This is a genomic window from Micromonospora sp. WMMC241 (assembly GCF_027460165.1).
Taxonomy (GTDB): domain Bacteria; phylum Actinomycetota; class Actinomycetes; order Mycobacteriales; family Micromonosporaceae; genus Micromonospora; species Micromonospora humi.
Genome location: NZ_JAPZBF010000001.1, coordinates 329615 through 347556, shown reverse-complemented (window position 1 = coordinate 347556; position 17942 = coordinate 329615). Strand labels below are relative to the sequence as shown.

15 protein-coding genes and 1 riboswitch are annotated in these 17942 nt (G+C 74.1%); of the genes, 8 read left to right on the top strand and 7 right to left on the bottom strand.

Features of this window, described 5'->3' with window-relative positions:
- Positions 1-17: 17 nt before the first annotated feature.
- Entirely contained in the window at positions 18-533 is a 516-nt protein-coding gene (locus tag O7598_RS01705) for a GNAT family N-acetyltransferase (RefSeq protein WP_269689705.1), read from the top strand.
- A 62-nt stretch (positions 534-595) separates the two neighbouring features.
- Here O7598_RS01705 and paaN read toward each other — a convergent pair whose 3' ends face one another.
- The 4 genes from paaN to O7598_RS01685 all read right to left on the bottom strand — a co-directional run bounded on the left by paaN (position 596) and on the right by O7598_RS01685 (position 6209).
- Positions 596-2269, bottom strand: a complete 1674-nt coding sequence (gene paaN, locus O7598_RS01700) for a phenylacetic acid degradation protein PaaN (protein ID WP_269689704.1) — start codon at positions 2267-2269, stop codon at positions 596-598.
- A gap of 52 nt (positions 2270-2321) precedes the next feature.
- Positions 2322-3494, bottom strand: a complete 1173-nt coding sequence (locus O7598_RS01695) for a GNAT family N-acetyltransferase (RefSeq protein WP_269694709.1) — start codon at positions 3492-3494, stop codon at positions 2322-2324.
- Positions 3495-3732: 238 nt separating this feature from the next.
- Positions 3733-5022 carry a threonine synthase gene (gene thrC / locus O7598_RS01690; protein ID WP_269689703.1) on the bottom strand — a complete coding sequence of 430 codons (1290 nt, stop codon included), beginning with the start codon at positions 5020-5022 and terminating at the stop codon, positions 3733-3735.
- A 12-nt stretch (positions 5023-5034) separates the two neighbouring features.
- Positions 5035-5168, bottom strand: a riboswitch (SAM riboswitch).
- 72 nt (positions 5169-5240) lie between these two features.
- Positions 5241-6209: a DMT family transporter gene (locus tag O7598_RS01685; RefSeq protein WP_269689702.1), complete on the bottom strand. Its 969-nt coding sequence runs from the start codon at positions 6207-6209 to the stop codon at positions 5241-5243.
- 90 nt (positions 6210-6299) lie between these two features.
- Here O7598_RS01685 and O7598_RS01680 point away from each other — a divergent pair, with 90 nt between their 5' ends.
- Together O7598_RS01680 and O7598_RS01675 are read left to right on the top strand one after the other, a co-directional pair.
- Positions 6300-6608: an ArsR/SmtB family transcription factor gene (locus tag O7598_RS01680; protein WP_269689701.1), complete on the top strand. Its 309-nt coding sequence runs from the start codon at positions 6300-6302 to the stop codon at positions 6606-6608.
- 7 nt (positions 6609-6615) lie between these two features.
- A complete protein-coding gene (locus O7598_RS01675) occupies positions 6616-7245 on the top strand; it encodes a DUF4232 domain-containing protein (protein WP_269689700.1) in 630 nt (209 codons plus the stop codon).
- Between the two features lie 187 nt (positions 7246-7432).
- Here the strand turns inward: O7598_RS01675 and O7598_RS01670 are convergent, their stop codons facing one another.
- From O7598_RS01670 to O7598_RS01660, 3 genes are all read right to left on the bottom strand, one after another.
- Positions 7433-7885: a DoxX family protein gene (locus O7598_RS01670; protein ID WP_269689699.1), complete on the bottom strand. Its 453-nt coding sequence runs from the start codon at positions 7883-7885 to the stop codon at positions 7433-7435.
- Between the two features lie 180 nt (positions 7886-8065).
- On the bottom strand, positions 8066-8947 hold the full coding sequence (locus O7598_RS01665; RefSeq protein ID WP_269689698.1) for an ABC transporter permease: 882 nt from the start codon (positions 8945-8947) through the stop codon (positions 8066-8068).
- Positions 8947-11817 carry an alpha/beta fold hydrolase gene (locus tag O7598_RS01660; RefSeq protein ID WP_269689697.1) on the bottom strand — a complete coding sequence of 957 codons (2871 nt, stop codon included), beginning with the start codon at positions 11815-11817 and terminating at the stop codon, positions 8947-8949. Before O7598_RS01660 ends, O7598_RS01665 begins: the two co-directional genes overlap by 1 nt.
- A gap of 373 nt (positions 11818-12190) precedes the next feature.
- Here O7598_RS01660 and O7598_RS01655 point away from each other — a divergent pair, with 373 nt between their 5' ends.
- The 5 genes from O7598_RS01655 to O7598_RS01635 are packed head-to-tail and all read left to right on the top strand — an operon-like array spanning position 12191 to position 17923.
- Positions 12191-13342: a hypothetical protein gene (locus tag O7598_RS01655; RefSeq protein WP_269689696.1), complete on the top strand. Its 1152-nt coding sequence runs from the start codon at positions 12191-12193 to the stop codon at positions 13340-13342.
- On the top strand, positions 13329-16280 hold the full coding sequence (locus O7598_RS01650; RefSeq protein WP_269689695.1) for a sensor histidine kinase: 2952 nt from the start codon (positions 13329-13331) through the stop codon (positions 16278-16280). The genes O7598_RS01655 and O7598_RS01650 overlap by 14 nt, the downstream gene beginning before the upstream one ends.
- The gene (locus O7598_RS01645) at positions 16277-16738 is read left to right on the top strand and encodes a roadblock/LC7 domain-containing protein (protein WP_091069851.1); all 462 of its coding nucleotides are present in this window, start codon (positions 16277-16279) and stop codon (positions 16736-16738) included. Before O7598_RS01650 ends, O7598_RS01645 begins: the two co-directional genes overlap by 4 nt.
- Positions 16735-17184, top strand: a complete 450-nt coding sequence (locus O7598_RS01640) for a DUF742 domain-containing protein (protein WP_269689694.1) — start codon at positions 16735-16737, stop codon at positions 17182-17184. The genes O7598_RS01645 and O7598_RS01640 overlap by 4 nt, the downstream gene beginning before the upstream one ends.
- On the top strand, positions 17162-17923 hold the full coding sequence (locus O7598_RS01635) for an ATP/GTP-binding protein (RefSeq protein WP_175441482.1): 762 nt from the start codon (positions 17162-17164) through the stop codon (positions 17921-17923). The genes O7598_RS01640 and O7598_RS01635 overlap by 23 nt, the downstream gene beginning before the upstream one ends.
- Positions 17924-17942: the final 19 nt, after the last annotated feature.

The window sequence follows — 17942 nt, the reverse complement described above, 5'->3', positions numbered from 1 at the left end:
TCCGGTATGCATGCGGCATGACCAGCGCGCCCACCCCGACCACGGTCCGCCGGATCCGCCCCGAGGACGCCGCCCGGATGCGGGCGCTGCGGCTGGAGATGCTGGCCGACGCGCCGCTGGCCTTCCTGGAGACCGTCGCCGAGGCCGCCGCCCGGCCGCACGCCGACTTCGCAGCCCGGGTGGCGACCGTCTCCCGGGGCGACCACACCGCCCAGTTCGTCGCCGACCCGGGCGGTCGCCTGGTCGGCCACGCCGGGGGCACCGTCGCACCGGACGAGCCGGGCCTGACGCTCGTCTACGCGGTCTACGTGACGCCCGCCCGGCGCGGCAGCGGGCTGCTCGCCGCGCTTGTGGACGAGGTGGCGGCCTGGTCGCGCGCCTGCGGGCGGCCGGAACTGATGATGGAGGTGGTGGTCGGCAACGACCGCGCCTTCCGTGCCTACCAGAAGCTGGGCTTCACCGACACCGGCGTACGCGTCCGGCACCCGCGGATCCCCGCCCTGCGCGAACTCCAGATGCGCCGCCCGGCCTGACCTCCGCGTCGTTAAGAGGGGGCCCCTCCTCTACCGAATGCGTTAAGAAGGGGCCCCGCCTTTCACGCGTGGCGGCGTGACTGGACGATGCGGAAGCGGTTCGCGACGTAGGCGCCGTCGGTGAGCGCCGAGTTGGCCGCGGGGTTCGCGCCCGAGCCGTGGAAGTCGGAGAACGCCGCCGACTGGTTGACGAACACGCCACCGGTCAGGTTGCAGGACAGGTGCACCCCGGCGTCGACCGCCGCCGCCTCGGCCGCGTCCAGCACCGCCTCGTCGGTGGAGTAGACGGCGGCGGTCAGCGCGCCCTTCTCCCCCACCGTCTCGCGCAGCACGCGCAGGCTGTGCTCGGTCGAGTCGGTCGCGATGGCGAACGAGATCGGCCCGAACCACTCCCGCCCATAGGTCGCGGTGTCGCCGGCGTCCAGCTTCACCACCGTCGGCGTACGCACCACGGCGCCCGGGAAGGACGGGTGCTCGACGGTGCGCGACTCCAGCACCGGCTCGCCGACCTTGGTCACCTCGTCGAGGCGCTCCAGCACCCCGTCGTTGACGATGGCGCCGGTCAACTCCACGCCCCGGGCCGGGTCGGCGGTGAGCTTGGCGACCGCGCTGGCGATCCCGGCGGCCACCTCGTCGAAGCTCTTGTGCCCCTGGTCGGTCTCGATGCCGTCGCGGGGGATCAGCAGGTTCTGCGAGGTGGTGCACATCTGGCCGCTGTAGAGCGTGAGCGTGAAGCCCAGGTTGCGGCAGAGCCCGGCGAAGTCGTCGGTGGAGTCGATCACCACAGTGTTCAGGCCGGCCTTCTCCGTGTAGACGGCGGCCTGCCGGGCGTTGGACTCCAGCCAGTCGCCGTACTCGGTGGAGCCGGTGAAGTCGACGATCTTCACGGCCGGGTGCAGGGCCAGCGTCGAGGCGAGCTTCTCGCCGGCCGCCTCCGGGGCGAGCTGCACCAGGTTCGGGTCGAAGCCGGCCTCGGCGAGCACCTGGCGGGCGTACTTCACGGTGATCGCCAGCGGCAGCACCGCGCGCGGGTGCGGCTTCACCACCACCGGGTTGCCGGTGACCAGCGAGGCGAACAACCCCGGGTACGAGTTCCAGGTCGGGAACGTGTTGCAGCCGACGACCAGGGCCACCCCGCGCGGCACCACGTGGAACGTCTTGGTCATCCGCAGCGGGTCGCCCTTGCCGGCGGCCTTCTCCCAACCGGCCGTCCCCGGGTGCCGGGTCATCTCCGAGTACGCGTAGGCGACCGCCTCCAGCGCCCGGTCCAGCGCGTGCGCGCCACCGGCCTGGAACGCCATCACGAACGCCTGGCCGCTGGTGAACTGCACCGCGTTGGCCAGCTCGAAGATGTTCCTGTGCAGGCGGTCGAGGATCTCCAGGCACACCCCGGCGCGGGCCTTCGGGCCGGCGTCACGCCAGGCCGGCAGCGCGGCGGTGGCGGCGTCCACGAGCTGGTCGGCGCCGGCGTGCGGGTAGCGCACGTCCAGCGGCACGCCGAACGGGCTGGCCTCGGTGGCGACCGTGCTGCCGTCGCCGGGTTGGTCGAGCGGGAAGTCGCCGCCCAGGTACGCCTCGAAGGCGGCCTTGCCGTCGGCGGCGGCGGTCTCGCCGTACACCCGAGGGCTGGGCGACTCGGGATAGGCCGACCAGTACCCGCGCTCCGTGATCGCGGTCAGCGCCCGGTCGAGGGTCTCGGCGTGCCTGTCGTACAGGGGGTGCGGGGTCTCCGTCATGCCCGCCATCATGCAACAGGAAGGCACCAGATCAGTAGGGGCGTGTCACAACTCAGATGGCCAACTGCCAGTCGACCGAGCCGGCGGCCGGGCGGAAGCCGAGCTGCTCGTTGATCGCGATCATCGGGGCGTTGGCGGCGGCGTTCCAGGTGTCGACGGTCCGCAGCGCCGGTTCGTGCGCCAGCGCGTACCCCAGGTTGGCGGCCTTGCAGAGCAGGCCGAGCCGGTGGCCGCGGTGGCCGGGGTCGACGATGGTGATCTGCTGCCAGGCGTGGTCGGTGCTGCTCGCGTTGAGGCTGAGCTGGCTCCAGCCGACCAACCGGCCGGACGCCTCGTGCACCGCGCCGGTGTTGTAGCGACGCACGCCCCGGGCGTCGAGCGCCCGTTCCACGCTCCGCTTCCGCTGCGCGTCCATCTTCTGCTGCTCCCACGCCAGCTCCCCCATGGGCGCGTCGAGCAGCAGGCGGCCCTCCAGGTGGGCGACGTCCGCGACGTGCTCGTCGGGCACGCGGTCGCGCCAGCGCACGGTCCGGTAGCCGGCGGCTGCGGCGCGGGCCTCGGACAGCAGCGCGGCCAGCCGGGTCCGGTCGAGCGCGGCCACGTCGAGCCGGCGGCGGACGTCGACGTTTGCCGCCGTCGCGCCCATCGCGGCGGCGAACGCGACACCCGGGAACTCCCGGTCCTCCTCGCCGGGCAGCGCGGCGACGGTGGAACCCACCAGCCGCTTGCCGCCGTGCTCCCGGAGCAGCCGCAGGCCGTGCTCGTGCAGCGCGCGGCCGATCCCGCGCCGCCGGTGGGCCGGGTCCACCACCAGCTCGACGCCGGCGTTCTCGGTGTTCTCCAGCGTGTGCAGGTGCAGCCGGAGCCAGCCGACCGGCTCGCCGTCGAGGCGGGCGACGGACCAGCGCCCGTCGATCCCGGGCATCGGGTGGCGCAGCAGCGCCTCGAACCGCCGCCGGCAGGTCGGTGGCAGGTCGGGCTCGTCGACGGCGCGGGCCGCGCAGTCGATCCGGTACGCCGCGTCCAGCGTCGGCTGGTCGGCGGGGTCGAGCGGCGCGACGGTCAGGCCCATGACGGTGATCCTGGGCCGGGAACGGCGACAGGGCCAGCGGATTTCCGCTGGCCCTGCGCGAGGTTGGTCGGGAGGGACGTCCGCACAACGCCTCCGGCGTTGGGTCGCAAAACTTAGAAAAGTCTCCGGCGGATGCCCTCCCGCACGGAGCATCTTGCGCCGTCCGGTTCCTGCCGTCAAGTCCTTGCCGGCGGTTTTCTGCCACTCCCCGCAGTTTCCCCGTCACCCCCTGGTCGCCCCCAACCCCCCACCCGGGCGCGCCGAACCCCGCCCCCTTCGCCGATCTTGCACTTTCCGCCCCGACAGAAAGGGCGAATCACCCACATCGAGGGCCACAACTGCAAGATCGCGGAGGAGGGCGGGAGGGAGGGAGGGAGGGGCGGGGCGGGGGTTATGGGAGGAGGCCGGCGTCTCGGGCGGCGCGCAGGTTGGGCTTGATGCGGTGGGTGGGGCCGGACTCGGCGGCCACCGCGTCGAGCGTCTTGAGGCCCTCACCGGTGTTGAAGACCACCGTCTCCGCCGTGGGATCGAGCCGGCCGGACTCCACCAGCTTGCGCAGCACCGCCACCGTCACGCCGCCCGCGGTCTCGGCGAACACACCTGTGGTGCGGGCGAGCAGCCGGATCGCCGCGCGGATCTCGTCGTCGTCGGCGTACTCCATCCAGCCGCCGGTGCGACGGACCGCCTCCAGCGCGTAGACGCCGGCCGCCGGGTCGCCGATGTTCAGCGACTTGGCGATGCCGGTCGGCTTGACCGGGACGATGGTGTCGCGGTCGTCGTGCAGCGCGGTGGCGATCGGGTTGCAGCCGGCCGACTGCGCGCCGAACACCTTCCAGCCACCGGCCGGCGCCTCCACCAGCCCGATCTCGACCAGCTCGGAGAACGCCTTGTCAATCTTGGTGAGCAGCTCCCCGCTGGCCATCGGGATGACCACCTGGGCCGGGATCCGCCAGCCCAACTGCTCGGCCACCTCGTAGCCGAGCGTCTTGGAGCCCTCGGCGTAGAACGGCCGGACGTTCACGTTGACGAACGCGGTGTCCTCGAACTCGTCGGTCTCCACCAGCTCACCGCAGAGCCGGTTCACGTCGTCGTAGGAGCCGTCGATGGCGACCAGGTCGCCGCCGTAGACCGCGGTGGTGACGACCTTGCCCTGCTCCAGGTCACCGGGAATGAAGACCACCGACGGCACGCCCGCGCGGGCGGCGTGCGCGGCGACGGAGTTGGCCAGGTTGCCGGTGGACGCGCAGGCGTAGCGGGTGAAGCCGAGCGCGCGGGCGGCGGTCAACGCCACCGACACCACCCGGTCCTTGAACGAGTGGGTGGGGTTGGCGCTGTCGTCCTTGACCCAGAGCGGGCCGGTGAGACCCAGCTCGGCGGCGAGGTTCCCGGCGGCGACGAGCGGGGTCAGCCCGGGGTCGAGGGTGACCCGGGTGGCCGGGTCCTGGCCGGCCGGCAGCAGCGCCGCGTAGCGCCAGATGCTGTTCGGGCCGGCCTCGATCTGCTCCCGGGTGACGGTGGCCAGCGCGGCGGTGTCGTAGTCGACCTCCAGCGGGCCGAAACACTCGTAGCAGGCGTGCTGGGCGGCCAGCGGGTAGCGCGCCGAACAGGCGCGACAGACCAGGGCGCGGGCCGGGCTGCGGGTGGTGTCGATACCGGAGACGGCGGGAAGCGTCGACGTCATGTCGAGGGGTTCCTCTCATCTTTCCCCGCATCGCCGGGTGCGGCGGGGACGGAATTGGCACCTGCCCGCAGGGCGCTCGGCGTCGAGCGTGCGGGTGGTTGCCGGGGCGTCGTCGGGCCGTATCCCTCAGCCCCTCTGGATGAGGTATGCAGTTGTGCCGTCGAGTCTATGCGCCGCTCACGCCGTCGCCACCCGGGGTTCCCACGCAGTGGGCCGGCTCAACGACCGACCACGGCGACCGGTTCCACCACCGCCGGGTGGTCGACGACGGCGGCGACCACCGGGGCGGTCAGCGTCACCGACCGGTTCCGGGTGACCAGGTTCGCGGCCACCAGGGCGGCGATGGTCAGCGCGGCACCGGCCAGCTCCACCGCGCCGGGCCGGTAGCCGCGCGCGATCTGCACCGCGAACGTGGTCACCGGCACCAGGTTCATGAACAGCGCGGCGTCGGCCGGGCCGAGCCGGCGTACGCCGGTGTTCCAGGCCAGGACCGCGACGACGGCGGCGACCAGCACCGCGTACGCCAGTTGTGGGGCGACCGCGACGAGGGCGGCGGCGGCCGGCGCGTGCTGGAGCCCGGTGAGGTCCGCCACCGCGCTGGCGGCGAGCATGGCGAGCGCGCCGGCGACGGCGGTCAGCGTGGTGTAGCGCAGCGCGGACCACTCGGGGAACCGGCTCGCCCCGTGGGTGTAGAACGCCCAGCCGAGCACCGCGCCGATCATCAACAGCCCGCCCACGCCGAACTCGCCGAGCCCGTCGAGCCGGCCACGGGTGATGACCAGGCCGACGCCGACGAGGGCGACCAGCGAGAGTCCGAACAGCGCCGGGCGGGGGCGTACGCCGTCGCGCGCCCAGCGGACGAGTTGGGTGACCACCGGCACGGTGGCCGCGAAGAGGGCGATCTGCTGCGGGGCGGCGTGCCCGAGGGCGAGGTTGGTCAGCGTGTTGAAGCCGGCGAAGCCGAGCCCGCCGAGCAGCAGCACCTCCAGGCCGCGCCGGTCGGTGGCGAGCGACGCGACTCCCTCACGGGCCAGCAGCAGGGCGAGCAGCACGGCGGTGGCGAGCACGTACCGGGCGGCCGTCAGGTTGAGCGCGTCGACCCGGGTGAGCGCGCTGGCCAGCACCGGGAACATGACGCCCCAGCTGAGCACCGCGAAGAGCGGGAAGGCAGCGTTTCGGGTACGCATCGCAGCTCCTATGTTCGAGTTTCGTCGAACCAACGGGGCCGACTCTAGGAGCTTGTTCGATGAAAGTCGAACATGGGTTAGGCTGGTCACATGGAGCTGCACGAACCCGAACTGCGCGAGGTGCCGGTCACCGCCGTGCTGGCGGCGCTCGCCGACGACGTCCGGCTGCAGATCGTGCGGACGCTCGCCGAGGGCGGCGAGTACGCCTGCGGCACGTTCGAGTTCGGCGTCTCCAAGGCCACCCGCAGTCACCACCTCAAGGTGCTGCGCGAAGCCGGCCTCACCCGCACCCGGGTCGCCGGCACCAGCCGCTACGTGCGGTTGCGCCGCGACGAACTGGACCGCCTCTACCCGGGGCTGCTCGACGCGGTCCTCACCGCGCCGGAGGCGGTGGCATGATCACCGGATGCGGAACGCGGCAGCCGGGACCGGCCTCCTCGCGGCGCTGACGCTGCTCGCGTCCTGCACCCGGGCACCGGCGCCGATCGACCCGCCGCCCACGCCTCCGACCGGCCCGGTCGTCTCACCCACCCCGCTGTGCACCCCGGCCGGCGTCCGGATCACCGAGACCGGGGTGAGCGCCGCGATGGGGCTGCGGGCCATGGGGCTGGAGCTTGTCAACTGCGGAAACCAGCCGTACGAGCTACGCGGCTATCCGGCGGTCCGCCTCGCCGACGCCGACGGGGACCCGATCGCGGTCCGGATCATCCCGGGCGCCACCGGAATCACCTCCGGGTTCGACGCCCCACCTGCCCGACTCGTGCTGCGCCCCGGGGAGCGGGCCGGGGCCGCGCTGCTCTGGCGCAACACCGTCACCGACGCGACTGTGGTGGCGACCGAGGGCCGGGAACTCGACGTCGCGCCGGTGACCGGCCGGCCGGCACAACCGGTAGCGCTGGACGGACCGATCGACCTTGGCACCACCGGCCGGCTCGGGGTGAGCGCCTGGAAGCGCCGCGACGCCGACCCCACCACGGAACCGACCGCGCCGAGCGCCCCGCCATCCACGGCCACCACCCCGATCAACCCACTCTGAGCGCTCCACCTGCACCGCCGACAGCAATCGGAGAGACCTTGGAAGGAAGGCGCCCCTCCAGGGGCCATTTCCTTCCAAGATTTCGGGCGGTCCGGCTACTCGTCGGCGTCGGGGACGGCGTTGGATCTTGGTACGGGACGGCCCCCTGAGGGGCGCGCCCGTACCAAGGTCTCGGCGAGCGAGGGGTTCAGGCGGGCACGGACGCGCGGCGGGTGGACGGGGTTTCCGCCTCGGCGGCGGGGCGGCGGCGGGCCAGCAGTGCGTCGAGCGCCCAGGGGCCGGCGCCGAGCACCGCGACCAGCAGGAACGACCAGCAGAACATCGCTGCCGCCTCGCCGCCGTTGCTGATGGGCAGCAGGCCGTGCGGCTGGTGCACCACGAAGTACGCGTACGCCATCGAGCCGGAAGCGAGCAGCGCGGCGGGCCGGGTGAACAGGCCGACGAGCACCAGCGCGCCGCAGACGAGCTGGATCAGCGCGGCCCACCAGCCGGGCCAGGTGCCGACCGGGACCGCCTTGCCGGTGACCGGGTTGCCGCCGAGTATGCCGAAGATCGACGCTGCGCCGTGGAGCAGGAAGAGCAGGCCGACGACGATGCGGAACAGGGAGAGCACGGGGCCTTTCAACTGCGCCGGAACCATGGGAAACCTCCTGGGACGGGTGTCGGACGACGTCCAGGATGGCGGGCAAGAGCATCGATGGTAATCGATTCCTTGCAGGCGGGACAATCTTGTGGGAACGCTCCCATGATATGGGCCGAAGGTGTTAAGCGGGGCCCCTTCCTCTACCGGATGCGTTAATAAGGGGCCCCTCCTTACACCTCAGCTCGTGATGTCCTTGCGGGTGAAGCGCCAGAAGGCCAGCGACCAGAAGAGCGTGGCGTAGACGACCGCCGAGATCGCGCCCTTGACCACGTCGTCGGTCTGCATCGGCGACGACAGCAGGCCCAGCCAGGCGCTGCTGTAGTGGGTCGGCAGCAAGTTGCGCAGCCCGCCCAGCGCGGTGATCTGGTCGAGGATGCTGGACAGGATCCAGAGCAGCACCGCCCCGCCGACCGCGCCCAGCGCGGCATCGGTGGTCACCGAGAGCAGGAACGCGAGCCCGGCCACCACCAGCAGCACCACCGCCAGGTAACCGAGCACCCCGAGCAGCCGGAGCAACCCGTCGCCCGGCGCCAGCTCGGCGGAGACCTGGCTGCTCAGCGGCTCCCAGCCGTAGCGCAGGGTACCGGCGACCAGCGCGGTGCCGGCCAGCAGCAGCAACGCCAACCCGGAGTACGCCAGCGCGACCACCAGCTTCACCGCCAGCAGCCGGGCCCGGGGCACCGGCACGGCCAGCAGGTAGCGCAGGCTGCCCCAGCTCGCCTCGCTGGCCACCGTGTCACCGCAGAACAGCGCCACCACCACGACCAGCAGGAACGACGCCGACACCAGGATCGAGAAGAGGGTGAAGTTGAGCCCGCCCGAGGTGGCCAGGTCGGCCAGGCTGGCGAACTCGCCCCGCCCGCCGCCGTCGTCGTCCCCGGAGTCGAACTGGAACGCCACCAGGATGATCAGCGGCAGCAGCACCATGAACCCCAGCGCCAACTGGGTACGCCGGCGCGACGCCTGCCGCCGGAACTCCGCGCCGAACGGCATCGTGGCCGCAGGCCGGTAGCCCGCCGCCGCCCCGCCCGGCGTCGTCGCCGTCGAAGAACCCACCATCACCGGTCACCGCTTCCCCGAGAGTTCTCGCCGACCAGGGCGAGGAACGCGTCCTCCAGGCGGCGCCGGGGCACCACCCGGTCCACCCCGATGCCGGCCCGGACCAGTTCGGCCACCACCTCGCTGCGGGCGGTGCCGTTGGTGTCGACCACCAGCGCCCCGTCGTCGTCGGGCAGCACCCGCACACCGCCGAGCCGATCGAGCACCGACCGTGCCGCCTCCGGGTCGCTCACCTCGAACAGCACGCTCGGCGACTCGCCGACGATCTCCTCGACCGGACCGGACGCGACGATCCGCCCCTTGTTCACCACCACAGCGTGCGTGCAGGTCTGCTCCACCTCGGCGAGCAGGTGGCTGGAGACCAGCACCGCCCGGCCGTCCGTGGCGTAGCGCTGGAGCACCCGGCGCATCTCGGCGATCTGCGGCGGGTCCAACCCGTCCGTCGGCTCGTCGAGCACCAGCAGCTCGGGCAGGCCGAGCATGGCCTGGGCGATGGCGAGGCGCTGCCGCATGCCGTGGCTGTACTTCTTCGTCCGCCGGTGCACCGAGTCACCGAGCCCGGCGATCTCCAGCGCCTCGTCGAAGTGCGCGTCCTCCCACGGTCGCCCGGTGGCCCGCCAGTACGCCTTCAGGTTGTCCAGCCCGGACAGGTGCGGCAGGAAACCGGGCCCCTCGACCAGCGCGCCGATCCGGGAGAGCACCGGCGAGCCGGGCACCAGCCGGTGCCCGAAGACGTAGATCTCGCCCGCGGTCGGCTGGGTCAGCCCCATCAGCACCCGCAGCGTGGTGGTCTTGCCGGCGCCGTTCGGCCCGAGCAGGCCCACCACCTGACCGGGGTGCACCTCGAAGTCGACGTCGGAGACGGCGACGAAACCGTCCGCGTACTCCTTGCGCAGGTTGCGCACGGCGAGCGGGACACCCGCGTACTCCGGGTGGATCGAGCGGTCCTGGCGGCGGTGCCGGCGGCGGGTGAGCAGCACGACCACGACGAGCCCCACCACGATCGCGGCGAGCAGGCCGGCCAGCACCCAGCGCCAGACCGCGGCCGAGGTCGGGATCGGCGCGGCGTCCACGGTGGGCAGCACCAGCGGGCCGTCGCCGAGCGCCACGGTGTGCACCGCCGGTTGCGCCGGCGAGGCGTACGCCTGGTCCGACGTCGCCACCACGAGCCGCAGCCGGTGCCCGGCCTCGACCCGCCGCACGATCGCCGGCAGCGTCACCGTCACCGGCGTCGCGGCGTCGAGGTCGGCCGGCAGCCCGGTCAGCCGCACCGGCGCGACCAGGCCGTCGGGCAGCGTGGCCGCGCCCTGCGGATCGACGTCGTAGAGCTTGACGAAGAGCACCGCCTCGCCGGTCGCCGAGGCGGCCCGGATCCGCACGGTCGGCGCGCCCACCACGTCGACCGGGTCGTCCAGCGGCGCCGACTCGAAGCGGGCGTGCTGGCCGGGAATGTCGCCGGCCACGCCGTCCAGCAGCGAGCCGAGCGCCCCGGCGAACGGGATCGCCGAGATCGCCGCCGGGTTGCCGTTCGGCGGCACCGCGACCGGCTGGGCCGGGCCGGTCAGCGCCACGTCGCGGCGCTCCTGCCCGCTCACGCCCGGGTAGTCGTCGGTGCGGTAGCCGGTGGCCACCAGGCCCCGGTCGAGCGCGTCGAACCCGGCGATCCGGGAGAACGTGAAGGTGTCGCCCGGCGCCGGCCCGTCACCCCGGACGTAGTGGTCGAGCCACTGCGCGGTCAGGAACTTCACCCGGTCGGAATCGGAGGTCGGCCCCGCGCCGCCGTCGTGGCCGCCGGTGAACCAGGCGACCCGCACCGGCGTGCCGGCGGCGGCGATGCCGCGCGCGTTGGCGTCCGCCTCGGTGAGTGGGAAGAGCGTGTCCGCCTCGCCCTGCACCAGCAGGGTGGGCGCCTTGATCCGGTCGAGCACGCCGGCCGGCGAGGAGCGGCGCAGCAGCTCCACCGCGGCGGCGTCGGCCCGGCCGGTGGTGGCGATGCGCAGGTACGCGGCGCAGACGTCGGCGGCGAACCGGCCGCACGACGGGTCGGCGGCGCCACCGGGCGCCCGGCCGGAGCCGCTGCCCGGGCCGGCGCCCGGCTGCGGGCTGGCCGGCCCGGCCGAGGCGGGCGCGCCCTCCGGCGCGGCGGCGGTGGCACCGGACAGCCCGGCCGGGCCGGAGCCGGCGTTGCCGCCACCGCCGAAGAAGATCCCGGCCCAGCCCTTCTTGAACACGCCCTCGGTCGGCGCCTTGCCGGTGCTCTCCGGCAGGAACGCGCGGGACAGGTCGTTCCAGGTGATCATCGGGACGATCGCGTCGACCCGGGGGTCCTGCGCGGCCAGCAGCAGGGCCAGGCCGCCGCCGTACGAGCCGCCGACCACGCCGACCCGCGGGTCGCCGGCCGAGTCGAGGCGCACCTCCGGGCGGGCGGCGAGCCGGTCCAGCAGGCGCTGCGCGTCGCGGACCTCGTAGTCCGGGCTGTCCAGGTGGATCTGGCCGCCGCTGCGACCGAAGCCGCGGGCGGTCCAGGTGAGCACCGCGTAGCCGCGGGCGACCAGGTCCTCCGCGTCGGAGCGCACCGACTCCTTGGTGCCGCCGAAGCCGTGCGCCAGCAGCACCGCCGGGACCCGGTCGGCCTCGGAGGCGTCGGCGGGCAGGTAGAGCGTGGTGTCCAGGTCGACCGGCTCGTCGCCGCCCGGCCCGGAGCGGACGCTCACCAGCGCCGACTCGGTCCGGAAGTCCGGACCCTGCGGCCGGACCACCCAGACCAGCGCGGCGGCGACCAGGACGACCACCACCACGGCGGCGACGATCCGGCGCGGGTGGCCGGACAGGGCGCGCCGGACCCGCGCGACGGACAGCGGTGATCTCATGCGGCACACGGTACGGCCCGCCGGCTGAGCGTTCCCTGAGATCCGCCGTACGTCCGTCCGGTTGCACCGTTCGGCGCGTACCGCCCGTCGTCCGCAGAAGGTCCAGAGCATCCCAGCGGGATGTATTCGGATCACGTGAATTCACATCTACAGCCGCAAATCAGTGCCGATGCCGCGTCTCGCCGGTTCAATCGGACGCTGAGTGTCCTCTTTATCGACTTTCTGTCACCCCGGACGAACTGACGTGAAGCCGACTCCACGACCACGGCTCCACCCGCGCCCGGTTCGACTAATTTTCCGGTCCGGTGCACGGGACTGCGTACGGCGACCTTCCGCGCACCGACCGCCCCGCCGTCGCCGGAGGAGACAGACCATGACAGTTCCCGCGCCGCGGGTCCGTCGGCGGCCCTCCGTACCGGGCCGCGTCCTGCCCCTGCTGCTGGCGCTGGCGCTCGTCGCCCCGCTCGGCCTGCTCTTCGCGCTGGCCGAGGGGACCACCTCGGACGACCACGACCTGGCCGCCCGGGAACGGCTCGGCGTCCGCTACCTGCGCGCCCTCGGGCCGGTCACCGACGCGCTGGTGGAGGCCCAGTCCACCGCCGTCGCCGGGGCGCCGGTCTCCCGCACCGCGCTCAACGCCGCGATCGAGCAGGTGGCCGGCGTGGACAACGCGGTCGGCGACGAGTTGCGCAGCCACGAACGCTGGGCCGGGCTGCGAGCCAAGCTGGAAGGGCTGCCGGACCGCGGGCTCGCCGACCCGGAGGCCGCCTACCTGGCGTACGGCGAGGCCAACGACCTGCTGCTCGCCCTCTACCGCAAGGTACGGGAGAGTTCCGGCCTGATCCGCGACCCGAAGGCCGACTCGTTCTTCCTCCAGGACGGCATCGGCGGGGACCTGCCCACCGCGATAGCGCTGGCCGGCCGGCTCGCCGACCTGGTCCGGCTGGCCCCCGCCCGGCCCGCCGCCGAGCGCGCGAAGACCGGCCTCGAACTGGCCGAGCTGCGGGTCGCCGCGTTCGGCCCGGCCAACGACCTGGTCGCCGACCTGCGCGCGGCGGTGGACAGCTCGGAGAGCACCGACCTGGGCCCCAACGTGCTCACCCCGCTGGACGCCTACCAACGCTCGCTGGAGGCGTTCACCGCCGCGGGCGGCGGACGCGCCGCGCCGAATACCGACCAGCTCACCGCCGCCGGTCTCACCGCCCAGGCCGCCGCCAAGCAGCTCCGCACCGTCATCCTCGACCAGCTCGACACGCTGCTGGAGGAGCGGCTGGACGCCGTCGACCGGGACCGGCTGCTGGCCCGGGTCGCGGCCGGGGTGGCGATCGCGCTGCTCATCGGGCTGGCCGTGATGCTCTTCCGGCGCCCGACCGGCGCGACCCGCCCGGCGCCGGCCGAGGCCCCGCTGCCCGCGGCGGTCCGCCCGGACCAGCCGGCCACCGCCCGGGACGCCGACCGCCTGCCCGTCGCGGTCGGTACCGGTGCCGACGCCGAGCGGTGGAGGCCGTTCGATGCTGCTCGCTAGGTTGCGGATCCGGGGCAAACTCGCCCTGCTGGTCATCATCCCGCTGCTCAGCATGGTCGGGCTGGCCGTGCCGGTGATCATCGACCGGGTCGCCGCCGCGCAGCGGGCCGCCGACACCGCCGAGACGGTCCGCGTCGCCAGCCGGCTCGGCAGCCTGGTCCAGGACCTCCAGCAGGAACGCCTGCTCTCGATCGGGCTGCTGCTCGGGCGGGTGACCCGCACCGAACTCATCCAGAAGTCCGCCACCGTCGACGACCGGGTCGCCGACCTGCGCGCCGACTCGCTGCCGACGCCGGTCCGCGAGTCCCTCGACGGGGTACGCCGACTGGCCGACGTCCGCACCGCGACGCTCGCCGGCCGGGCCACGCCGGAACAGATCCTCACCACCTTCGCCGCTGTCGACACCGCCCTGATCGACTCGCTGCGGCTGCCGTTCCAGGTGGACACCGAGACCTCGGCCGGACGGCAGGTGCTGGCGCTGGACGCGCTGCTGCGCACCGACGAGGCGCTCAGCTCCTGCGCCACCCAGATCGTGCTGGTCCGGGCGACCGGCGACCCGCGGGTGTCCGCCTCGTACATCGCCTGCATCGCCGCGCTCAACGTGGACAACCGGCGCTTCCGCCGACTCATCACGCCGGAGCAGCTCAAGCTGGCCCTGCTGGACGACGCGGCGGTGGCCGCCCGGACCAGCCCCACCTTCCTCCAGGACAGCGTCCGGGACCCGGTCGGCGCGATCGCCCCCGTGCCGCTGGACGCGCTCTTCCCCTCGGTCCGCTCGATGATCACGCTGGGCCAGTTCGTGGAGAAGAAGGTCGTCGCGGACGTGATCGCGGAGACCCGGACCGAGGAGCGGAACGCGCTCACCACCGCCTGGCTGGTCGCCGGCGCGGCGGCCGTGATCCTGCTCCTGGTCGTGCTGCTCAGCATGACGGTGGCCCGTACCGTGTCCCGCCCGCTGAGCCGGCTCACCCGCTCCGCCGAGCGCGTCGCCCGGGTGACCGAGGCGGAGCTGACCCGGGTGGCCGACGACGAGACCGAGTCGGTGCCGCCGGTGCGTCTGGACCCGGTGGACGTCGGCGCCCGGGACGAGATCGGCGACCTGGCCCGCGCCTTCGACCGGGTGCAGCACACCGCCGCCCGGCTGGTCGAGCGGCAGGTGGCCGGCCGGCGCAACGTGGCGCAGATGTTCGGTCACGTCGGCCGGCGTACGCAGAACCTGGTCGGCCGCCAGATCGCGCTGATCGACCGGCTGGAGCGGCAGGAGGCCGACCCGGGCCGGCTGGAACACCTCTACCGGCTGGACCACATCTCCAGCCGGCTGCGCCGCAACGCGGGCAGCCTGGTGGTGCTCTCCGGCGCCACCGGCTCGGACGGCCACGTGGCGCCGATCCCGCTGGCCGACGTGGTCCGGCTGGCGCTCGGCGAGATCGAGGACTACACCCGGGTCGACGTGCAGGTCCCACCCGGCGTCTCGGCGGCGCCCGCGATCGCCGGTGACCTGGTGCTGGCGTTGGCCGAGCTGATGGAGAACGCCACCGCCTTCTCGCCGCCGCACACCCGCGTGGTGGTGGCCGGCGAGCTGACCGAGGGCGGCGCCCGGCTGAGCGTGGTGGACCACGGCATCGGACTCACCGAGGAGCGGCTCGCCGAGGAGAACGCCCGGCTCACCCGACGGGAGCGGCTCGACCTCGCCCCGACCGAGGTGCTGGGGCTCTTCGTGGTGGGCCGGCTGGCCCGCCGGCACGGCTGGCACGTCCGGCTGTCGGCGACGCTCGGTGGCGGCGTCACCGCCGGCGTGGAGATCCCGGCCGGGTCGCTGGTGATCCGCCGGCCGGAGCCGGTGGGCGCGACCATGGCGCGGGCCACCGTGCCGGCGGTCGAGCGACTGCGGGAACCGGGGCCGGCGGAGCACGCGATCGCCGCCCCGCCGGCCGGCGGCGAGCCCGTCGGCTTCGACGCCGAACTGCTGAGCCGGGCCACCCGCAGCATCTCCCACGGTGACTCGTGGAACGCCTTCGGCAGCCAGGCCGACGAACCTGAGCCGGGCGACACGCAGGATCTCGCGCCGTCCGCTCCGGCGGCGCCGGCCGCCGACGGACCACCGGTCGAGGACTTCCGCTTCCCCACCGGCGGCCCGCCGCCCGCCTGGCCGCCCGCAGCCGGCTCGCCCACCACGCTGCCCGCCGGCCCGTCGGCGCGTCCCGCGAACACCACCCCGCCGACACCGGTCGTCGGCCCGGCACCGGCCGCTCCCCCGGCCGCCGGGCCGACGACCGGCCCCGCCCCACTTCCCACCCGGCCGGTGCCACCCGCCGGCCCGGCCCACGCGGCGCCACCCGCCGGCCCGGCCCGTTCCGCGCCACCCGCCGGCCCGGCCCGTTCGGCGCCACCCGCCGGCCCGGCCCACGCGGCGCCACCCGCCGCGCCGCGCCGCCCGACACCGCCCGCCGGCTACCCGCCGGCCGGGTCACCTCCCGCGCCGGCCGACCGGCCGGCCGCCACCCCGTCCTCCCCCGGCCCCGTCGGCGCGCCGGCCGGGCCGGCCGGGACCCGGCCGATCCGCAAGCGGGTACCCGGGGCGAACCTGCCGGCCGGCCCCCCGGCCGCGCCGGCCGGGCCGGTGATCGGACCGCTGATCGGCGTCCCCGACGACCCGGCCACGGTTCGCGCCCTGGTGGAGGCGTTCCAGGACGGGGTACGCCGAGCCGAGGACGACGTCACGCCGGCCGAGCCCGAGCCGGAGCGGCCCCGGCTCAGCCGCCGGGTGCCCGGGGCGAACCTGTCCGTCTCCCCGGTGCCGCCCGCACCCCCCACCAGCTCCGATCCCGGTGACCCCGTCGAGGTCCGCAACCTCGTCACCGAGTTCGAGGCGGGCGTCGCCCGCGCGCTGCGCGAAGTCAGTCCCGACCGCCGCTACGAAGAGGATCCATCACGGTGACCAGCCCGTTCCTGCACGACAACGTCGAACAGAGCACCGGCGACCTCAGCCCCGAGGCGCGCACCTTCAACTGGCTGCTCGACTCGTTCACCTCGAGCACCGCCGGGGTGATGGAGGCGATCGCGGTCTCCTCGGACGGGCTGCTGATGGCCATGTCCGCGATCAAGGACCGGTCCAACGCGGAACGCCTCGCCGCCGTGGTCTCCGGCATGACCAGCCTCGCCGGCGGCGCCGCGAGCTGGTACGCGCTGGGCGGGCTCAACCGGGTGATCGTCGACATGGCCGAGGGCTACCTGCTCATCAGCTCGATCAGCAGCGGCTCGGTCCTCGGCGTGGTCGCCGACCGCACGGCCAACCTGGGCACGGTGGCGTACGAGATGACGCTCTTCGCCGGCCGCGCCGGCGGCGCCCTGAGCCCCCGCCTGATAGCCGAACTGAAGAACGCCGTCCAGCAATGATCCCGGGGGCCGCCGGTGGGGACCCGGAGCCGGAGCCCGGCGTCCGGATCCGCCCCTTCCTGCGCGCGTCCACCCCGGCTCCGGCAGCGGACGACGGCGACGGGGAGCCGCCCGGCCCACGCCCGTTCGTGCTGACCGCCGGACGGGTGGACGGCGACCCGTCGATCGGCCTGGAGACGCAGGTGACCGCCCGCCCGGGCAGCAGTTCGTGGGCGGTGACCGCTCGACTGGCCCCGGAGCTGGCCACGATCGTCGCGATCTGCGCCGAGCCGGTGTCGGTCGCCGAGATCTCCGCCCGGACCCGGTTGCAGTTCGGGGTGACCCGGGTGCTGGTCGGCGACCTGCGCGCCGCCGGGCACCTCGACGTGCACGTCGCGGACGTCGACGACGCCCTCGATCCCGACCTCATCCTGCGAGTGATTGATGGACTTCGTGCGATCTCCTGAATGGCGGGCGGCCGGCCAGGGCGGGCCGGCCGCGAACAGCGCCCCCGCCCGCTACGGCAACCCGGCCCCCCTGATCGGTCGGGCCACGCCGCCCCCGCCGGCCGGGCCACCGCTGCCGTACCGGCCACCGAGCGGGCCCGGGGAACCGACCCCGATCGTCAGCCGGGTGCCCGCGCCCCGACCTCCGATCCCGGTGAAGATCCTGATCGCCGGCGGCTTCGGCGTCGGCAAGACCACCACGGTCGGCGCGATCTCCGAGATCGCGCCGCTGACCACCGAGGCGGAGATGACCACCGCCGGGATCGGCGTCGACGACCCGGGCGGGGTGGCCGGCAAGACCACCACCACGGTGGCCATGGATTTCGGCTGCGTCACCATCGACCGCAGCCTGAAGCTCTACCTCTTCGGCACGCCCGGCCAGGCCCGGTTCGGCTTCATGTGGGACGACCTGGCCCGGGGCGCGCTCGGCGCGCTGGTGGTGGTGGACAGCGCCCGGCTCGACGACTGCTACCCGGCGATCGACTTCTTCGAGCGGGCGGGGCTGCCGTTCGCCGTGGGCGTCAACGCCTTCGACGGGCGGCTGGCCCTGGACCTGCCGTCGATCCGCTGGGCGCTGGCGATCGCCGAGCACGTGCCGCTGGTCCAGTTCGACGCCCGGGACCGGCTCTCCGTACGGGACGCCCTGCTGGTCGTCCTCGACCGGGCGCTGGACCGGGCGACCCGAGCCCGGGAACGCTGAACCGCCCGTCGGTGCGGTC

Bases quoted from the DNA above. Each gene is read 5' to 3' on its own strand.
- O7598_RS01655 (WP_269689696.1), top strand. From the start codon at position 12,191: ATGACAGTTCCCGCGCCGCGGGTCCGTCGGCGGCCCTCCGTACCGGGC.
- O7598_RS01685 (WP_269689702.1), bottom strand. From the start codon at position 6,209: ATGCGTACCCGAAACGCTGCCTTCCCGCTCTTCGCGGTGCTCAGCTGG.
- O7598_RS01680 (WP_269689701.1), top strand. From the start codon at position 6,300: ATGGAGCTGCACGAACCCGAACTGCGCGAGGTGCCGGTCACCGCCGTG.
- O7598_RS01695 (WP_269694709.1), bottom strand. From the start codon at position 3,494: ATGCTCCGTGCGGGAGGGCATCCGCCGGAGACTTTTCTAAGTTTTGCG.
- O7598_RS01665 (WP_269689698.1), bottom strand. From the start codon at position 8,947: ATGGTGGGTTCTTCGACGGCGACGACGCCGGGCGGGGCGGCGGCGGGC.
- O7598_RS01660 (WP_269689697.1), bottom strand. From the start codon at position 11,817: ATGAGATCACCGCTGTCCGTCGCGCGGGTCCGGCGCGCCCTGTCCGGC.
- O7598_RS01675 (WP_269689700.1), top strand. From the start codon at position 6,616: ATGCGGAACGCGGCAGCCGGGACCGGCCTCCTCGCGGCGCTGACGCTG.
- O7598_RS01635 (WP_175441482.1), top strand. From the start codon at position 17,162: ATGGACTTCGTGCGATCTCCTGAATGGCGGGCGGCCGGCCAGGGCGGG.
- paaN (WP_269689704.1), bottom strand. From the start codon at position 2,269: ATGACGGAGACCCCGCACCCCCTGTACGACAGGCACGCCGAGACCCTC.
- O7598_RS01650 (WP_269689695.1), top strand. From the start codon at position 13,329: ATGCTGCTCGCTAGGTTGCGGATCCGGGGCAAACTCGCCCTGCTGGTC.
- thrC (WP_269689703.1), bottom strand. From the start codon at position 5,022: ATGACGTCGACGCTTCCCGCCGTCTCCGGTATCGACACCACCCGCAGC.
- O7598_RS01640 (WP_269689694.1), top strand. From the start codon at position 16,735: ATGATCCCGGGGGCCGCCGGTGGGGACCCGGAGCCGGAGCCCGGCGTC.
- O7598_RS01670 (WP_269689699.1), bottom strand. From the start codon at position 7,885: ATGGTTCCGGCGCAGTTGAAAGGCCCCGTGCTCTCCCTGTTCCGCATC.
- O7598_RS01705 (WP_269689705.1), top strand. From the start codon at position 18: ATGACCAGCGCGCCCACCCCGACCACGGTCCGCCGGATCCGCCCCGAG.